Annotated in this window: 11 protein-coding genes, 1 tRNA gene and 1 pseudogene; 9 read left to right on the top strand and 4 right to left on the bottom strand. The window is 68.3% G+C overall.

Annotated elements, in window-relative coordinates:
* Positions 1-49 precede the first annotated feature (49 nt).
* Positions 50-134, bottom strand: a tRNA-Leu gene (locus ACFQ91_RS10030).
* A gap of 137 nt (positions 135-271) precedes the next feature.
* On the opposite strand from ACFQ91_RS10030, the gene ACFQ91_RS10025 reads away from it, so the two are divergent.
* Positions 272-895: an ANTAR domain-containing response regulator gene (locus ACFQ91_RS10025; RefSeq protein ID WP_232623608.1), complete on the top strand. Its 624-nt coding sequence runs from the start codon at positions 272-274 to the stop codon at positions 893-895.
* Positions 896-1,125: 230 nt separating this feature from the next.
* Here ACFQ91_RS10025 and ACFQ91_RS10020 read toward each other — a convergent pair whose 3' ends face one another.
* Positions 1,126-1,584: a hotdog fold thioesterase gene (locus ACFQ91_RS10020; RefSeq protein ID WP_211979175.1), complete on the bottom strand. Its 459-nt coding sequence runs from the start codon at positions 1,582-1,584 to the stop codon at positions 1,126-1,128.
* Between the two features lie 43 nt (positions 1,585-1,627).
* Here ACFQ91_RS10020 and polA point away from each other — a divergent pair, with 43 nt between their 5' ends.
* Together polA and ACFQ91_RS10010 are read left to right on the top strand one after the other, a co-directional pair.
* Complete coding sequence (polA, locus tag ACFQ91_RS10015) at positions 1,628-4,297, top strand: DNA polymerase I (RefSeq protein WP_211979176.1); 2,670 nt, start codon at positions 1,628-1,630, stop codon at positions 4,295-4,297.
* A gap of 95 nt (positions 4,298-4,392) precedes the next feature.
* Complete coding sequence (locus tag ACFQ91_RS10010) at positions 4,393-5,007, top strand: maleylpyruvate isomerase N-terminal domain-containing protein (RefSeq protein ID WP_211979177.1); 615 nt, start codon at positions 4,393-4,395, stop codon at positions 5,005-5,007.
* Positions 5,008-5,263: 256 nt separating this feature from the next.
* Here ACFQ91_RS10010 and ACFQ91_RS10005 read toward each other — a convergent pair whose 3' ends face one another.
* Complete coding sequence (locus tag ACFQ91_RS10005; protein WP_137824113.1) at positions 5,264-6,103, bottom strand: class I SAM-dependent methyltransferase; 840 nt, start codon at positions 6,101-6,103, stop codon at positions 5,264-5,266.
* 206 nt (positions 6,104-6,309) lie between these two features.
* Between ACFQ91_RS10005 and rpsA the strand changes: the two genes are divergently transcribed.
* The 5 genes from rpsA (at position 6,310) to ACFQ91_RS09980 (ending at position 14,205) form a co-directional block, all read left to right on the top strand.
* A complete protein-coding gene (rpsA, locus tag ACFQ91_RS10000) occupies positions 6,310-7,788 on the top strand; it encodes a 30S ribosomal protein S1 (RefSeq protein WP_198498851.1) in 1,479 nt (492 codons plus the stop codon).
* Between the two features lie 49 nt (positions 7,789-7,837).
* Positions 7,838-9,634 (top strand): hypothetical protein, encoded by a 1,797-nt coding sequence (locus ACFQ91_RS09995; RefSeq protein ID WP_249121057.1) that lies wholly within the window; start codon positions 7,838-7,840, stop codon positions 9,632-9,634.
* Between the two features lie 38 nt (positions 9,635-9,672).
* Entirely contained in the window at positions 9,673-10,647 is a 975-nt protein-coding gene (gene coaE / locus ACFQ91_RS09990; RefSeq protein WP_211979178.1) for a dephospho-CoA kinase, read from the top strand.
* 46 nt (positions 10,648-10,693) lie between these two features.
* Positions 10,694-12,829: an excinuclease ABC subunit UvrB gene (gene uvrB, locus ACFQ91_RS09985; protein WP_232623606.1), complete on the top strand. Its 2,136-nt coding sequence runs from the start codon at positions 10,694-10,696 to the stop codon at positions 12,827-12,829.
* A 311-nt stretch (positions 12,830-13,140) separates the two neighbouring features.
* Positions 13,141-14,205, top strand: a complete 1,065-nt coding sequence (locus ACFQ91_RS09980; protein ID WP_211979179.1) for a TerC/Alx family metal homeostasis membrane protein — start codon at positions 13,141-13,143, stop codon at positions 14,203-14,205.
* Positions 14,206-14,320: 115 nt separating this feature from the next.
* On the opposite strand, the gene ACFQ91_RS09975 is transcribed toward ACFQ91_RS09980, so the two are convergent.
* Positions 14,321-14,611 (bottom strand): YciI family protein, encoded by a 291-nt coding sequence (locus ACFQ91_RS09975; protein ID WP_211979180.1) that lies wholly within the window; start codon positions 14,609-14,611, stop codon positions 14,321-14,323.
* 71 nt (positions 14,612-14,682) lie between these two features.
* Here ACFQ91_RS09975 and ACFQ91_RS09970 point away from each other — a divergent pair.
* Positions 14,683-17,195: pseudogene (locus ACFQ91_RS09970) on the top strand (DEAD/DEAH box helicase).
* The last annotated feature ends 51 nt before the right edge of the window (positions 17,196-17,246 follow it).

The following is a 17,246-nucleotide window of genomic DNA, read 5'->3' as shown; positions in this document are numbered from 1 at the left end:
TGCTGAACGTGCCGCGATATCGCAGGCGCGATGCAGGGACACGTCGCCGTGGTACCGGATGTGGGACTCGAACCCACACGTCTTTCGACAACGCATTTTGAGTGCGCCGCGTCTACCGATTCCGCCAATCCGGCTCGTCGAGAACACCGTTCCCGACATCGACAACTCTACGGCAGGGCACGCGGCATCGCCCAATCGCCTTGCCCCATGGGTGGCTGTCCTCACAGGGGAAACGGCTGATGCGCAGGCATGCCTGGTCTAGACTGGTGCCGTGCTTTCCAACAGCGAACAACCCACCGCAGATGAATCCGTGCCCGTCCGCCGCGTCGTCGTGGCCGAAGACGAGGCCGTGATCCGTCTCGACATCGTCGAAATGCTCCGCGAAGTCGGCTACGACGTCGTCGGTGAAGCCGCGGACGGCGAATCCGCGATCCGGCTGGCCGAAGAGCTGCGTCCCGACCTCGTCGTCATGGACATCAAGATGCCGATCCTCGACGGCATCGCCGCGGCCGAGCGCATCGCCAAGGCCCGCATCGCCCCCGTCGTCCTCCTCACCGCGTTCTCGCAGAAGGAACTCGTCGAGCGCGCCCGCGACGCCGGAGCGATGGCCTACGTCGTCAAGCCCTTCACCTCGGCCGACCTCATCCCGGCGCTCGAGATCGCGCTGTCGCGCCACGCGGAGATCAGCTCGCTCGAATCCGAGATCTCCGACCTCACCGAGCGCTTCGAGACCCGCAAGCTCGTCGAGCGCGCGAAGAGCCTCCTCCAGACCTCGATGGGTCTGAGCGAACCCGAGGCCTTCCGCTGGATCCAGAAGACCTCGATGGACCGCCGTCTGACGATGCGCGAAGTCGCCGAAACCGTCCTCAAGCAGATCGGCGCGAAGAAGGACTGACACCTTCCCATCGGGCGGTTGCCGGCTGATCGGCGCCGACCCCGGCTCACGTTGAGACGACTCGGCCCCGGACGCGGAGAGAACCGCGACCGGGGCCGTCGTGCGTGCGGAAACGATCACCGCGCCGAGGCGGTCGACCGCCTCGGCGCATCACGGTGAGCGCTGCCCATCCGGCAAGCATTGCCCACCCGGTGAGCGGTGCCCACCCAACGACCCGACCGCCGGGCGGCCTACTGCGCCTTCGAGGCGAGGATCATGTTCGTGATCCGCACGATCGAGAGCAGCCGACCCTCCTCGTCGGTCATCCTCACCTCGTGGGACATGAGCGTGCGGCCGCGGTGGAGCACCTCGGCGCGCCCGGTGACGAGCTCTCCGCGCATCGCCCGCAGATGGGTGGCATTGAGGTCGACGCCGACGACGTTCTTCCCGCCGCTGGTGAGGAACGCATGCATCGAGGCGAGCGATTCCGCGAGGACGACGTGACCGCCGCCGTGGAAGAGGCCCATCGGCTGCGTGTTGCCTGCGACCGGCACGGTCGCGCTCATCCAGTCGAAGCCGATGCCGGTGAACGCGATGCCCATCCGGTCGGCGAGCCCACCCCCGGCGCCCTGGGCGTTGAGCTGGTCGAGCAGACCCTTAGCCTCGTCCTCGGTCGTCTCTGCTGTCAGCGATACGTGCGGAACCACCATCGATCTCCTTCTCATGTCCGTGATGAACGCTAGGCTAAGGCATGTGAGTCACGCTAACGAATCCCTCCTGCTCATCGACGGTCACTCGCTGGCCTACCGCGCCTTCCACGCCCTCCCGGCGGAGAACTTCTCCACGAGCACCGGCCAGACGACGAACGCGATCTTCGGGTTCATCTCGATGCTCATCAACGTCCTCCGCGACGAATCGCCGAGCCACGTCGCCGTCGCCTTCGACCTCGGCCGGGAGACGTTCCGCCTCGAGGAGTACCCGGAGTACAAGGCGGGGCGGGCGAAGACCCCGCCGGAGTTCCACCCGCAGATCGACCTCATCAAGGACATCGTCACCGCCATGGGCATCCGGGTCGTGACGAAGGAGGGCTTCGAAGCCGACGACGCGCTCGCGACGATGGCGACAATGGGCACCGAGGCCGGCGCCGCGGTCGAGGTGATGACCGGGGACAAGGACTCCTTCCAGCTCTCGACCGACACCGTGACGATCCTCTATCCCAAGCGCGGGGTCAGCGACCTCGTGCGGATGACGCCCGAGGCGATCGAGGAGAAGTACGGGGTCACCCCCGCCAACTACCGGGGCCTGGCCGCGCTCGTCGGGGAGAAGGCCGACAACCTGCCCGGCGTGCCCGGAGTCGGGGACAAGACCGCCGCGAAATGGCTCAAGGCCCACGGCGACCTGCCCGGCGTGCTCGAGCACGCCGACGAGATCGGCGGCAAGGTGGGGGAGAAGCTGCGCGACCACATCCCCGAGGTCGAACGCAACTACCGCCTCAACCGGCTCCTCGACGACCTCGACCTCGGCCTCGACTTCGCCGACCTGAAATGGGGCGAGGGCGACCCGGCCGAGCTCAGCAGCCTCTTCGACCAGCTCGAGTTCCAGGCCCTCGGCAAGCGCCTGGCGGCGATCTTCGGCGACGCCGCGACCCCGGAGGCGGCGGAGTCCGCCCCCGCCCGGGAGGTCGAGATCGCGACGGTCGCTGTGCCCGCCCTCCTCGACTCCATCGCCGAGGCGGATGTCCTCGCGCTCGACACCGACGGGACGTACGAACTCGGACACGGCGATGTGCGCTTCCTCGCGGTCTCCGCCCAGCCGGGGACCGCCTCGGTGGTCGACCTGGGAGAGGCGAGCGACGCCGACCTGGCCGCCCTTGAGGCCGCCCTGCGGAAGGCCGCGCTCATCTTCCACTCCTCGAAGGTGCAGATCAAGGCCCTGCGCTCGGTGGGCATCGACCTCACCGACGTCGCCGGGGACACGGCCCTGGCCGCGTACCTCCTCGTGCCCGACCAGCGCAGCTACGAACTGCGCGACATCGCCGCCGAGCGCGCCGGCATCGACCTCGCCCCCGCCGAAGCGAAGGACGGTCAGCTCGCCCTCGACCTCGACACCGACGCGACCGCGCGCACCCACGGCGCCAACGCCGCGGCCCTGCTCGAGGTCCACGAGATCCTCGCGACGGCCATCGACGAGGCGAACATGACCCAGGTCTACCGCGACATCGAGTTGCCGCTCGTGCCCGTCCTCGCCGGCATGGAGCTCGCCGGCATCGCCATCGACGAAGCGGGGCTGGCCGAACTCGTCGAGGACTTCACGAAGCAGGCGCAGGCAAGTGCCGAACTCGCGTACGAGGCGATCGGCCACGAGGTCAACCTCGGCTCCCCGAAGCAGCTCCAGACGGTCCTCTTCGACGAACTCGACATGCCGAAGACGAAGCGGACGAAGACGGGATACACGACCGACGCGGATGCGCTGGCCGAGCTCTTCGTCAAGACCGAGCACCCGTTCCTCCAGCACCTGCTCGCCCACCGCGACGCGACGAAGCTCAAGCAGACCGTCGTCGGCCTCGGCAAGACCGTCGCCGAGGACGGGCGCATCCACACGACGTATCAGCAGACGGTCGCGGCGACCGGCCGCCTGTCCTCGCTCGACCCGAACCTGCAGAACATCCCCGTGCGCACGGAGTCGGGCCGGCGCATCCGGGAGGTCTTCGTCGCCGACCCGCACGTGCCGGGCGGACTGCTCCTCACCGCCGACTACTCGCAGATCGAGATGCGCATCATGGCGCATCTGTCCGGGGACGCCGCGCTCATCCAGGCGTTCAAGGACGGCGAGGACCTCCACTCCTACGTCGGCTCGAAGGTCTTCTCCGTCGGCATCGACGAGGTCGATGCGACGATGCGCTCGAAGGTCAAGGCGATGTCGTACGGCCTCGTCTACGGACTCTCCGCATTCGGACTGTCGAAGCAGCTGGCGATCGGCGTCGATGAGGCCCGCGGTCTCATGGACCAGTACTTCGAGCGCTTCGGCGCCGTCAAGGACTACCTCGACGAGATCGTCGAGCAGGCCAGGGACAACGGCTTCACCGAGACGATCATGGGCCGCCGGCGCTATCTGCCGGCACTCCACAGCGACCGCCGGCAGCTGCGGGAGATGGCCGAGCGCGCGGCGCTCAACGCCCCGATCCAGGGCTCGGCGGCCGACATCATGAAGATCGCCATGCTCAAGGTCGCCGACCGCCTCGAGGGCTTCCGATCCCGGATGCTCCTCCAGGTCCACGACGAGATCATCGTCGACCTCCACCCCGAGGAGGCCGACGAGGTCAAGGCCATCGTCACCGAGGAGATGGGATCGGCGTACGAACTCGACGTCCCGCTCGACGTCAACGTCGGCACCGGCGTCTCCTGGCACGCCGCCGCCCACTGAGTCTGGCATGCCGCCGCCCACTGAGGGCGGTGTGGCGTGGGCACGAGCAGGATCGTGCGCCGAGGTGGTGGTCCGAACCTGGCTAGACTGTCGACATGGACGGGCGATTGACCGAGAACTTCGCCGAGGCGGCCTGCTGGGTCGAGTCCCTCGTCGACCGCATCGACCCGCGCGCATGGGACGGACCCGGCCTGGGCGACTGGAGTCTCCGTGCCCTCGTCGGTCACACGAGCAGGTCACTGCTCACCGTTGAGGCCTACCTGGTCGCTCCCGCCGACGAGGTGGCGCTCGAGAGCCCGGAGGCCTACTTCGCCTTCGTCGCCACGCAGACGAGCACCGATCCGGGCGCCGTGTTCGAGCGGGGCGTCGCCGCCGGTGAGGCCCTCGGCAGCGACCCCGGGCGTGCGCTGAGCGCGATCGCCGACCGGGTCATCCCGCTCGTTCAGTCGGCTGAGGACCGCGTCATGACGACCGCCGCCGGCCCGATGCTGCTCAGTGCCTATCTGCCGACGCGGACGTTCGAACTCACCGTGCACGGTCTCGACATTGCCGCGGCTGCCGCAATCACCGCCTCGGCGCCGGACGGTCCCTTGGTCGAATCGCTCGGTATCGCAGCCCGACTGGCTGCCCTCGGAGGCGACGGAGAGCGCGTGCTCCTGGCGCTGACGGGCAGAACCGCGCTCGGAGACCGTTTCTCCGTCCTCGACTGACGAGGTCCTCGACCGAGGTTCGCGGCCGCCCCGCTCTCGATCTCGCGGCAGCGCGGAAATCGCGTTGGCGCGCTCTCGATCAAGCCGGAGCACGGATAGCGGCCCGTGCACGACCCGCTATCCGCGCTGCCCCTTGATCGAGGGGCAGCTGCCGCGTGATCGACGGAAGTTCGCGCCGAGGCGGTCCGGCGGCCCGGCAGTCGCGTAGTAGGGGCACGGGTCAGGCCCCGGGCAGAATTCAAACCTCGGGCAGAGGTCAGGCCTCGGGCAGGGTTGTCGAGAAGATCACGGTGCCGGGCATGAGAGCACCGCGCAGGGGCGACCAGCCGCCCCACGCCGTCTCGTTGGAGTCGGGCCACTCGGGTTCGGTGACCGCGTCGATCCGGAAGCCGGCGGCCACGAGGAGGCTCACCCAGTCGCCCATCGTCCGGTGGTGCTCGGCGTAGACGGGCTGACCGTCGGCGGCGATCTCGACGTACGGGGTCCGGTCGAAGTACGAGTACTCGACGGTCAGCCCGTTCTCCCCGGGCACGTCGGGGAACATCCAGCGCATCGGATGCGTCGTCGAGAACACCCACTTCCCGCCGGGACGGACGACGCGGGCCACCTCGGCGAGGACCACCTCGGCGTCCTTGACGAAGGGGAGGGCCCCGTACGCGGAGAACGCGATGTCGAAGCTGTTCGAGGCGAACGGCAGCTGGCGGGCATCGGCGCGGACGAACGTCGGGGGAGTGGCGTCGGCGCTCAGCGGATTCTCCCGCTGCAGGCGCGAGGCCTGCTCGAGCATGCCCGCGGAGACGTCGATGCCGGTGGCGATCGCCCCCTCCTCGGCGAGCCAGCGGGAGCACTGGCCGGCCCCGCACCCGACCTCGAGGATCTGGCGGCGGGCGACGTCACCGAGGAGATGGACGTCGGATTCGTGAATTCCCTCGGGACACCAGATGAAATCGGAGGCGCCGAGGAAGCTGCCGTGCTCGGCGAGGTAGTCCTCGGCGGAGTTGTCCCAATAGCTGCGATTGGCGCGCACTGACGCCTCTTCGTCGATGGGCAGGTACCCGCCGCTGATGACCTCTGTCGAATAGCTTCCGTCGCTCATGAGTCCTCCGCGGTCGAACGGGCAGATCACCTCGGATTCCGAGGGTGCATTCACGCCCTGAATGATGCTAGTATTGACAACCGTATGTGCGTATGCATACAAGTCCATAATCGTAATCGAGACCGGATGCGATTCCCCACAGGCTGTGTCACAGCAGATCAAGGGTATCGGATCCGGGACACAATTCCATCGGAGTCCCTACCTATATGACCACCACCACGCCGGAATCGGTGCAGCCGAAGCAGGTCGCTGTCAATGACATCGGAACCGCTGAGGACTTCCTCGCCGCCGTCGACGAGACGATCAAGTACTTCAACGATGGCGACATCGTCGAAGGCACCGTCGTCAAGGTCGATCGCGACGAGGTCCTCGTCGACATCGGATACAAGACGGAAGGCGTCGTCCTTTCGCGTGAACTCTCCATCAAGCACGATGTCGATCCCGGCGAAGTCGTCGAGGTCGGGGACCCCATCGAGGCACTCGTTCTCCAGAAGGAGGACAAAGAGGGCCGTCTCATGCTGTCGAAGAAGCGTGCGCAGTACGAGCGCGCCTGGGGCGACATCGAGAAGATCAAGGAAGAGGACGGGGTCGTCACCGGCACCGTCATCGAGGTTGTCAAGGGCGGCCTGATCGTCGACATCGGCCTCCGCGGCTTCCTCCCCGCCTCGCTCGTCGAGATGCGTCGCGTCCGCGACCTCGCCCCCTACATCGGGCAGCAGGTCGAGGCGAAGATCATCGAGCTCGACAAGAACCGCAACAACGTCGTCCTCTCGCGCCGCGCCTGGCTCGAGCAGACCCAGTCCGAGGTCCGCCACGACTTCCTCCAGACCCTCCAGAAGGGTCAGGTCCGTCCGGGCGTCGTCTCCTCGATCGTCAACTTCGGTGCCTTCGTCGACCTCGGTGGTGTCGACGGACTCGTGCACGTCTCGGAGCTGTCCTGGAAGCACATCGATCACCCGGGTGAGGTCGTCACCGTCGGTGACGAGGTCACCGTCGAGGTTCTCGACGTCGACATGGACCGGGAGCGCGTCTCGCTCTCGCTCAAGGCGACGCAGGAAGATCCGTGGCAGCACTTCGCCCGGACCCACGTCATCGGCCAGATCGTGCCGGGCAAGGTCACCAAGCTCGTTCCGTTCGGTGCGTTCGTGCGCGTCGAGGACGGCATCGAGGGCCTCGTCCACATCTCCGAGCTCGCCGTGCGCCACGTCGACCTCCCGGAGCAGGTCGTCTCCGTCGACGAGACGATCTACGTCAAGGTCATCGACATCGACCTCGAGCGCCGCCGCATCTCGCTCTCGCTCAAGCAGGCGAACGAAGGCGTCGACCCCGAGGCCGAAGAGTTCCTCGACCCCGCTCTCTACGGCATGCCGCAGGAGTACGACGAGGACGGCAACTACAAGTACCCCGAAGGCTTCGACCCCGAGACCAACGAGTGGATCGAGGGTTTCGAGGCGCAGCGCGAGGTCTGGGAGCAGCAGTACGCCGCCGCCCAGTCGCGCTGGGAAGAGCACAAGAAGCAGGTCGCGAAGGCGATTGCCGCAGACGCCGAGGCCGGCGCCGCGGAATCGGGCTCCGACGCCGCTCCCGCCACCGGGTCCTTCTCCTCCGAGGAGTCGGGCGACGAAGGCACGCTCGCCAGCGACGAAGCACTCGCAGCCCTGCGTGAGAAGCTTGCAGGCAGCTGACATCAGCGCAGTGAAGGGCTCCCGGCCGACAGGTCGGGAGCCCTTTGCATTGGCGCGACTGCGACCCTGGGCGTGGTACGCCCTCGCCCTCACGCTCGGCAGCATCACCGTCTTCGGCGGGGTCGCCGCCGACCCGGGCGGCACCGTGTCGGCCGGCAACGACGACTCCTCCCTGTTCATCTGGTGGCTCGGCCACGGCGCCGAGGTGCTCGCGGGCCTCCTCGGCTTCGGCGGGGGTCTCGCCGGCACCGGCGACGGCTTCCTCTACACCGAGGCGATGAATGCGCTGGCCGGCGGCGTCAACGGCGCCTGGAACACCTCGCTGACCGGCATCGCCATCCTCCTCGCCCCGCTGACGTGGGTGGCCGGGCCGATCATCGCCTACAACGCCCTCATCCTCAGCCTCCCGGTGCTCAACTCGCTGGCGTGCGCGATCCTCTTCCGCCGGTTCCTCAAGCGCGGACCCGCGTTCGCGGCCGCGGCCGGCATCGGCTTCTCCTCCTACGTCATCGCGCAGCTCTCGGGCCACCCGAACCTCGCGTTCGCCGTCACCCCGCCGCTCGTCGCCGCCCTCGTTCTCGCGCTCCTGTCCGGTCCGCGCACCGGCCGACCTGGCGGACGCCGCTTCTGGCTGCTCAGCCTCGGCCTCGGCGTCGTCCTCGGATTCCAGTTCTACGTCTCCACCGAGGTGCTCGCTGGGACCTTCCTCGCGTTCCTCTGCTTCCTCGCCGCCCTCATCGTCTGCGGCCGTTCCCTGCTGTCGCCGGCCGGCTGGCTGCGGCTGGGAGCCGGCGGCCTCCTCGGCGCCGGCATCGCCCTGCTCGCGGCCCTGCCGCTGCTGATGACGATGGCCGGGCCCAACGCGCCGTCGGGGGCGATCCGTCCGCACGGCGTGTGGAACACCGATCTCCTCGACCCCATCGTGCCGGGCCTGCCGACGCTCTTCGGGACCGGGGAGTCGCCGCTGCCGCGCGTCATGGACCTCGACGGCGCGGAGATCGGCGCCTACGTCGGCCTCCCCGCGCTCATCGCCGCGGCCCTCATCATCCTCACCCTCGGACGGCGGGGGAGATGGGTCGTGCCCGTGCGCATCGCCGCCGTCTCCGGGACCCTCGTCTTCCTCCTCTCCCTCGGATCGCCGGTCCTCCTCGCCGGTCAGCCCCTCCTCGGCGCGGGACCCTTCGCCCTCGTCGAGGCGATCCCGGTCCTCAACAACATCCTGCCGATGCGCCTCGTCCTCCATTCGACGATCGCGCTCTGGGCGATCCTCGGCTGCGGGCTGCAGTGGGCGCTCGAGCGCCGCAGCACCCGGGCGGGCATCGGCATGCTCGCCCTCCTCGCCGTGTCCGCCGTCGTCGTCCTGCCCGGCGCCCAGCCGACCCGTGAGGTCTACGTGCCCGACTTCTACACCGGATCCATCGCCGAGGTGATCCCGGAGGGGGCCGTCGTCAAGACCCTCCCGCGCCCGCTGGCCTGGGCGGCTCCGCACGCGGACGAGGCGATGGTGTGGCAGTCGGTGGCCGATTTCCGCTACCGGGAGACCGGCGGGTACTTCATCGGCTCGAGCCCGAGCTCGCCGATCATCTACTCCGCACCCGAGGACGACCTCGATGCCGCGCTGCGGGCGACGATCTTCAACGGCGCCCCGGTGCCTGCCGCCTCCGATCCGGCCGTCACCGCCGGGGTCGAGGGCCTGCGCGCCGATGGCGTCGACTTCGTCGTCCTCGCGCCCGAGGCGCCGCTGACCCCGGGCGGGACCGGTGAGCTCGAAGGCCTCCTCGATGCCGCGCTCGGGGAGCCCGTGTTCTCCGGTGAGGGCGTCGTCGTCTACCGGGTGAGTCGGTGACGCCGTTCGCTGAGGACGCGGTTCGCTAAGCTGGCCCCATGCTGAGAATCGGACTGACCGGGGGGATCGGCGCGGGCAAGTCGACGGTGGCGAACCTCCTCGCCGCCCACGGTGCGGAGATCATCGACGCCGACGTCATCGCCCGGGAGGTCGTCGCCCCGGGGGAGCCGCTCCTCGACGCCCTCGCCGCCGAGTTCGGGCCCGCGATCCTCGCCGCCGACGGCAGCCTCGACCGGGCCCGGCTGGCCGCCGTCGCCTTCGCCGACGCAGAGTCGACGAAGCGCCTCGGCGAGCTCATGCACCCGGTCATCCGGGATCGAACGGCCGGCCGCTTCGCCGCCGCGGACGCCGAGGTGGTCGTCCACGATGTGCCCCTCCTCGTCGAGAACCACATGGAGGTCGGGTACCACCTCACGCTGCTCGTCGACGTCCCCGCCGCGGTGCGCCTGGACCGGCTCGCCGAGACCCGAGGGATGGACCGGGCCGATGCCGAATCCCGCATCGCCCGGCAGGCCACGGACGAGGTGCGCCGCGCCGCCTGCGACGTCCTCATCGACAACACGGGAACGCCGGCCGCCACCGCGGAGATCGTCGACGCCCTCTGGGACTCCCGGCTCGCCCCCTTCGCCGCGAACCTCGCCGCGCAGCGTCCCGCCGCGCGCAGCGGCGACGACCGTATACGGCGCCGGGAGGGCGACGCGGAGCGGCTCGTCGCGAAGCTGCGCCACGGCACGGGGGAGACGCACCCGATCACCGCGCAGGACACCGCCCCCGATGCCCCGCTCTCCTTCGTCCTCGACGCCGGGGACGCCCGGACCGCCGAGGCGCTCGCACCGCAGCTGACCGCGCTCGGGTTCCCGCCCGCGGAGTCCGGAGGCGACACCGGAGTGCGGGCGAGTGCCGATCCCGGCCAGCCCGCCGAACTCCGCGTGCGCACGACGGCCGGGGATGCGGGGGCGGCGGTGGGCGCGGAACCGGTGGGCGCGGAAGGAGCCCGGGACAGCGCGGAATGACCGTCCCGCCCAGTGCCGTGTCAGGGCCGAGGTCTAGGCTGGGGGCATGAGCGAAACCCGTCCCCTGCCCGCGATCGGGCACCGCCCGGACGTCACCCGCACGGTGGCGCCCTTCGAGGTCGTCTCCGAATACTCCCCCTCGGGCGATCAGCCCACCGCCATCCACGACATCTCCGACCGCCTCGAGTCGGGAGAGCGCGACATCGTCCTCCTCGGCGCGACCGGCACCGGCAAGTCGGCGACCACGGCGTGGCTCATCGAACAGGTGCAGCGTCCGACGCTCATCATGGCGCCGAACAAGACGCTCGCCGCGCAGCTGGCCAACGAGTTCCGCCAGCTGCTGCCGAACAACGCCGTCGAGTACTTCGTCTCCTACTACGACTACTACCAGCCCGAGGCGTACGTCCCGCAGACGGACACGTTCATCGAGAAGGACTCGTCGATCAACGACGAGGTCGAGCGGCTCCGGCACTCCGCGACGAATTCGCTGCTGACCAGGCGCGACGTCGTCGTCGTCTCGACCGTCTCGTGCATCTACGGCCTCGGCACGCCCGAGGAGTACGTCGACCGGATGGTCACCCTCCACAAGGGGCAGGAATGCGACCGCGACGAACTCCTCAAGCGGTTCGTGTCGATGCAGTACTCGCGCAATGACATGGCCTTCACCCGCGGCACCTTTCGGGTGCGGGGCGACACGGTCGAGATCATCCCGCAGTACGAGGAGCTCGCCCTGCGCATCGAGTTCTTCGGCGACGAGATCGAATCCCTCCAGACCCTCCACCCGCTCACCGGGGAGATCGTCCGTGACGAGGACACGATCCACGTCTTCCCCGCCTCCCACTACGTCGCCGGGGAGAACCGGATGGGGCGGGCGATCAGCGAGATCGAGGACGAGCTGCAGTCGCGGCTGAGCGAATTCGAAGCGCAGAACAAGCTCCTCGAGGCCCAGCGCCTGAAAATGCGCACGAGCTACGACCTCGAGATGATGGAGTCGATGGGCTTCACCTCGGGCATCGAGAACTACTCCCGGCACATCGACGGACGCCCTGCGGGGTCGGCCCCGAACTGCCTGCTCGACTACTTCCCCGAGGACTTCCTCCTCGTCATCGACGAATCCCACGTCACCGTGCCGCAGATCGGCGGCATGTACGAAGGCGACATGTCCCGCAAGCGCACCCTCGTCGAACACGGCTTCCGCCTGCCGAGCGCGATGGACAACCGGCCGCTGAAGTTCGACGAGTTCCGCGAGCGCGTCGGACAGACCGTCTACCTGTCGGCGACCCCCGGCGACTTCGAACTCGAACGGTCGGAGGGCACCGTCCAGCAGATCATCCGCCCGACCGGTCTCGTCGATCCCGAGGTCGTCGTCAAGCCGACGAAGGGCCAGATCGACGACCTCCTCGACGAGATCAGGACACGGGTCGAGAGGAACGAGCGCGTCCTCGTCACGACCCTGACGAAGAAGATGGCCGAGGATCTCACCGACTACCTCCTCGAGCACGAGATCCGCGTCCAGTACCTCCACTCCGACGTCGATACGCTGCGCCGCGTCGAACTCCTCACCGAGCTGCGCGCCGGTGAGTTCGACGTCCTCGTCGGCATCAACCTGCTCCGCGAGGGCCTCGACCTGCCGGAGGTCTCGCTCGTGGCGATCCTCGACGCCGACAAGGAGGGCTTCCTGCGCTCGGCGACCTCGCTCATCCAGACGATCGGACGCGCGGCCCGCAACGTCCACGGCGAGGTCCACATGTACGCCGACACGATCACCCGGTCGATGCAGGAGGCGATCGACGAGACGAACCGCCGTCGCGAGATCCAGATCGCCTACAACGAGGAGCACGGCATCGACCCGGCGCCGCTGGTCAAGAAGATCGCCGACATCACCGAGCGCCTGCAGCGCGAGGACGCCGACACGCGCGAGCTCCTCACCGAATTCGACTACGGCAAGGGCAAGCGCGGCTACAACTCGACGCTCACCGACGAACAGCGGCAGGCCGCTTCGAGCGGCGGCGGCTCGCTGCGGCCACCGGCCGCCGATCTCACCGAGCTCATCGAATCCCTGACGACGCAGATGCATGCGGCGGCCGCGGAACTCCAGTTCGAACTCGCCGCGCGGCTGCGCGATGAGCTCTCCGACCTCAAGAAGGAGCTGCGGGCGATGAAGGAGGTCGGCCACGCGTGAGCCGGCCGCCGCGCGTGCTGCGTGCCCGGCGGCCACGCGGCAGGCGGGCTTGACGGGAATCCCGTCCGCGTCCTGAGAGGCGGATGCGCACAATCGCGGCAACCCGACTATACTGGTGAGGCTGGCGAAAGGGAGTATCCCGTCCATCCGTGCTCGTCACCACGACCCGTCTGCGGGTCCGGGCACGGAGCGCACGCCGCCGCAGGCTCGCCCGCCGCACCGCGAACATCGCGGTCGGCCGACGACTCCGCGGTCACAGCGTGGGAGAGACTTTCGACACGGGTACAGTCCGTCATCACGAAAGGCCCCAATTGGATACCCTGTCCTCCACCCTCGCCGCCGGCGGCAATGCCGCTGCATCGACAGGAGCAGTCATTCCCGGCTGGTTCATGATCACCTCCGGGATCATCGTCGTCGCGATCCTCATCTTCGACCTCCTCCTCGTCATCAAGCGCCCCCACGTCCCCTCGATGCGCGAGGCCGGCATCTGGGTCGCGTTCTACGTCGCCCTCGCCCTGGCCTTCGCCGGTTCGCTCTTCTGGATCGGCGACGCCCAGCACGGCAGCGAGTTCCTCACCGGTTGGCTGCTCGAGTACTCCCTGAGCATCGACAACCTCTTCGTCTTCATCATCATCATGAGCAGCTTCCAGGTGCCCCGGAAGTACCAGCAGGAAGTCCTCATGGTGGGCATCATCATCGCCATCATCTTCCGCGGCATCTTCATCCTCGCGGGAGCGGCGATCATCAACGCCTTCGTCGAGGTCTTCTTCCTCTTCGGCCTCTTCCTCCTCTTCGTCGCCTACCGTCAGGCCTTCAGCAGCGACGACGAGGGCGACGGCGAGAACGCGCTCATCCGCTTCCTCCGCAAGCGGATCAACGTCGTCGACGAGTACCACGGCAACAAGCTGCGCGTCGAGCTCGACGACGGCAAGAAGTACTGGACGCCCATGTTCATCGTCTTCCTCGCGATCGGCTCGACGGACGTCATGTTCGCCCTCGACTCGATCCCCGCGATCTTCGGTGTCACACAGAACGCGTTCCTCGTCTTCACCGCGAACGTCTTCGCCCTCATGGGTCTGCGCCAGCTCTACTTCCTCCTCGGCGGACTCGTCGACAAACTCGTCTACCTCCACTACGGGATCGCGGCGATCCTCGCGTTCATCGGCGTCAAGCTCTTCCTCCACGCCCTCCACGAGACCGATGTGTCGTGGCTGTCGTGGGGCAACTCGGTGCCCGAGGTCCCGACGTGGCTGTCGCTGACGTTCATCGTCGTCGCCATGGTCGTCGCGACACTCGCCTCGCTGTGGAAGATGAAACGCGAGGGCAAGTCGTTCCGGGACGCCGGAGCGACCGAAACGGAAGCCAAGCAGGACTGAGCCCCCGCTCCCGCAGGCGGCACGCGCCGCAGCGGAGACAGCAGTGCGCGGGTGCCCCCGTCAGCGGTGGGCACCCGCGCACTGTGTCGTTCGGACGGGCGAGTCCGGGAGCGGCTCAGTCCTCGGCGAACGCCCCGAACATCGGATTCCACTCTCGGATCCGGGTCTCGGCGATGACACCGAGGTCGTGGTACGGATCGCCGGTGAGCATGTCGCGGGCGGCATCCTGATCGGCGGCGCTGACGAGCAGCAGGCCGCCGGGCTGCTCATCGTCGGTGAACGGGCCGGAGGCGAGCATGGCACCGGACGCGTTCTGCGCGGCCTGCCACTGACGGTGTGCGGGCCTGTGCGCGAGACGCGTCTCGGTGTCGGGGCCATAGACGTAGGTGACGGCGAAAACCGGCATCTGCCACTCCTTGAGGGATTCGAGGTCAATAGGATGGACATCAGTCTAGAGCGAAAGGTCAGTGCACAGTGGTGACGAGGCTGCAGGAGATTCCGGCGGAGTTCGCCGACGAGGATGCGATCTTCGAGGCGTTCGCCGAGTACTGCCGCGAACTGGGGATCGAACCCTACCCGGCGCAGGAGGAGGCGATGCTCGCGATCCTCTCCGGGGACAACACGATCGTCGCCACCCCGACGGGGTCGGGGAAGTCCCTCGTCGCGCTGTTCGCGCTCTACTGCTCGTTCACCCGCGGCATCCGGGCGTACTACACCGCACCGCTCAAGGCGCTCGTCAGTGAGAAGTTCTTCTCCCTCATCGACGCGTTCGGGCCCGAGAACGTCGGCATGATCACCGGCGACTCGACGGTCAACGGCGATGCGCCCGTCATCTGCGCGACCGCGGAGATCCTCGCCAACCAGGCGCTGCGCGAGGGAGGACTCCTCGACGTCGGCATGGTCGTCATGGACGAGTTCCACTACTTCGCCGATCCCACCCGCGGGTGGGCCTGGCAGGTTCCGCTCCTCGAACTCCCGCAGGCGCAGATGGTGCTCATGTCGGCCACGCTCGGGGAGACGGCGGAGATCCGGGCGACGATGACGGAGACGACGGGCCGCGACTCCGCCCTCATCACCTCGGCGTCGCGTCCCGTGCCGCTCGAATACGAGTACTCGACCGAACCGCTCTCCGACACCCTCCGCGCCCTCGTCCGCCACGACCGGGCACCCGTCTACGTCGTCTCGTACTCCCAGGCCGGTGCGATCGACCTCGCCACGGGCCTGCTCTCGGTCGATCTCGCGAGCAAGGAGCAGAAGGCGAGGATCGCCGAGGAGATCAGGGGATTCACGTTCTCGAAGGGATTCGGCCAGACGCTGCGCCGGCTCCTCCTCCACGGCGTCGGCGTCCACCATGCCGGGATGCTTCCGAAGTACCGCCGCCTCGTCGAGCAGCTCGCCCTCAAGGGCGTCCTCCTCGTCATCTCCGGCACCGACACCCTCGGGGTGGGCATCAACGTGCCCATCCGCACCGTGCTCCTGACCGGGCTGACGAAGTTCGACGGGCGGCGGATGCGCAAGCTCAGCGTCCGCGAGTTCCAGCAGCTCGCCGGGCGGGCCGGTCGCGCCGGCTTCGACACCCGCGGGTTCGTCGTCGCCCAGGCCCCCGAGCACGTCATCGAGAACCTCCGCGCCGAGGCGAAGGCCGCCGGCGATGAGAAGAAGCGGAAGAAGGTGAAGAAGAAGTCCGCACCCGCCGGTTTCGTCGGGTGGTCCGAGGAGACCTTCGCCAAGCTCATCGAGTCCGCGCCGGAATCCCTGCGGTCCCGGATGCGCATCGACCATTCGATGATCCTCAACCTCATCGCCCGCCCGGGATCCGATGTCTCGACGATCAGCCGGTTCATCGATGAGACGCACGAGAGCCGCGAACGGCACCTCGACCTCAAGCTCACGGCGCTGAAGATCGGCCGTTCCCTTTTCGACGCCGGACTCATCGAGCGGCGCGGGACCGAACTCGTGCCGACGGAGGACCTCGGTCCCCAGTTCGCCCTCAACCAGCCGCTCGCCCCGTTCGTCCTCGCCGGACTCGACCTCCTCGACCCCGATTCCCGACGTGGGCGCTCGACGTCGTCTCCCTCGTCGAGGCGACCACCCCGGTGCCCTTCGCGATCCTCAAGGGCCAGCTCGACCGGATCAAGCGGGAGACGCTGGCCGAACTCAAATCCGAGGGCCTCGAGTATCCGGAGCGGATGGCCATCCTCGACGAGGTGACCGGGCCGAAGCCGTTGGCCGAGATCCTCGAGCCCGCGTTCGACCACTTCCTCCTCGCCCACCCGTGGCTGCGGGCCGGCGACTTCGAGCCGAAGTCGATCGTGCGCGACATGGTCGAGCAGGCGATGGGCTTCACCCAGTTCGTCGGCTACTACGGTCTCGCCCGTGCCGAAGGCAGCCTCCTGCGCTACCTTACCGACGTCTACCGGGCGCTGACCCACAACGTCCCGGCCGACCGGCGCGGGGAGGAGCTCCAGGACATCATCGAATGGCTCGGGGAGACGGTGGCCCGCACCGACTCCTCCCTCCTCGACGAATGGCGCACCCTCCAGGGACTGAGTCCCACGGACTTCGGCGACGAGGAGCTGCCCGACCTCGACCGCGCGTTCTCGGCGAACACGAAGCTCTTCACCGCCGAGATCCGCAATGCGATGTTCCATCGCGTGCTGCTCGCCGAACGCGCGGACTACGCCGAGCTCGGCCGCCTCGACGCGGAGTCCGGGTTCGACGAGAAGGCCTGGGAGACCGCGATCGAGGACTTCTACGACGAATACGGCGACCTGCTCGTCGACCAGACCGCGCGGGGACGGGAATATATCGACATCGTTCCCGGTTCGACCACCTGGAGTGTGCGTCAGATCCTCGCCGATCCCGACGGCAACCGCGACTGGGCGATCGATGCCGAGGTCGACGTCGCCGCGAGCGATGAGACCGGGGACATCGTCGTGCGCATCCTCGCCGTCGGAGAGATCGCCGAGAACCATGTCAGGGCCGAGTGAGACACTCCTCGCAGGCGCTGCCTCCTCCCGCCGCGACCGTCATGTCAGGAC

This window comes from Brevibacterium sp. NPDC056726 (assembly GCF_042790515.1).
GTDB classification, from domain to species: Bacteria; Actinomycetota; Actinomycetes; order Actinomycetales; family Brevibacteriaceae; genus Brevibacterium; species Brevibacterium sanguinis.
This window is presented reverse-complemented; position numbering and strand designations above follow the sequence as displayed.

Coding starts and splice junctions, on each gene's coding strand:
- ACFQ91_RS10020 (WP_211979175.1), bottom strand. CDS start 1,584: ATGGTGGTTCCGCACGTATCGCTGACAGCAGAGACGACCGAGGACGAG.
- ACFQ91_RS10010 (WP_211979177.1), top strand. CDS start 4,393: ATGGACGGGCGATTGACCGAGAACTTCGCCGAGGCGGCCTGCTGGGTC.
- ACFQ91_RS10005 (WP_137824113.1), bottom strand. CDS start 6,103: ATGAGCGACGGAAGCTATTCGACAGAGGTCATCAGCGGCGGGTACCTG.
- rpsA (WP_198498851.1), top strand. CDS start 6,310: ATGACCACCACCACGCCGGAATCGGTGCAGCCGAAGCAGGTCGCTGTC.
- coaE (WP_211979178.1), top strand. CDS start 9,673: ATGCTGAGAATCGGACTGACCGGGGGGATCGGCGCGGGCAAGTCGACG.
- uvrB (WP_232623606.1), top strand. CDS start 10,694: ATGAGCGAAACCCGTCCCCTGCCCGCGATCGGGCACCGCCCGGACGTC.
- ACFQ91_RS09975 (WP_211979180.1), bottom strand. CDS start 14,611: ATGCCGGTTTTCGCCGTCACCTACGTCTATGGCCCCGACACCGAGACG.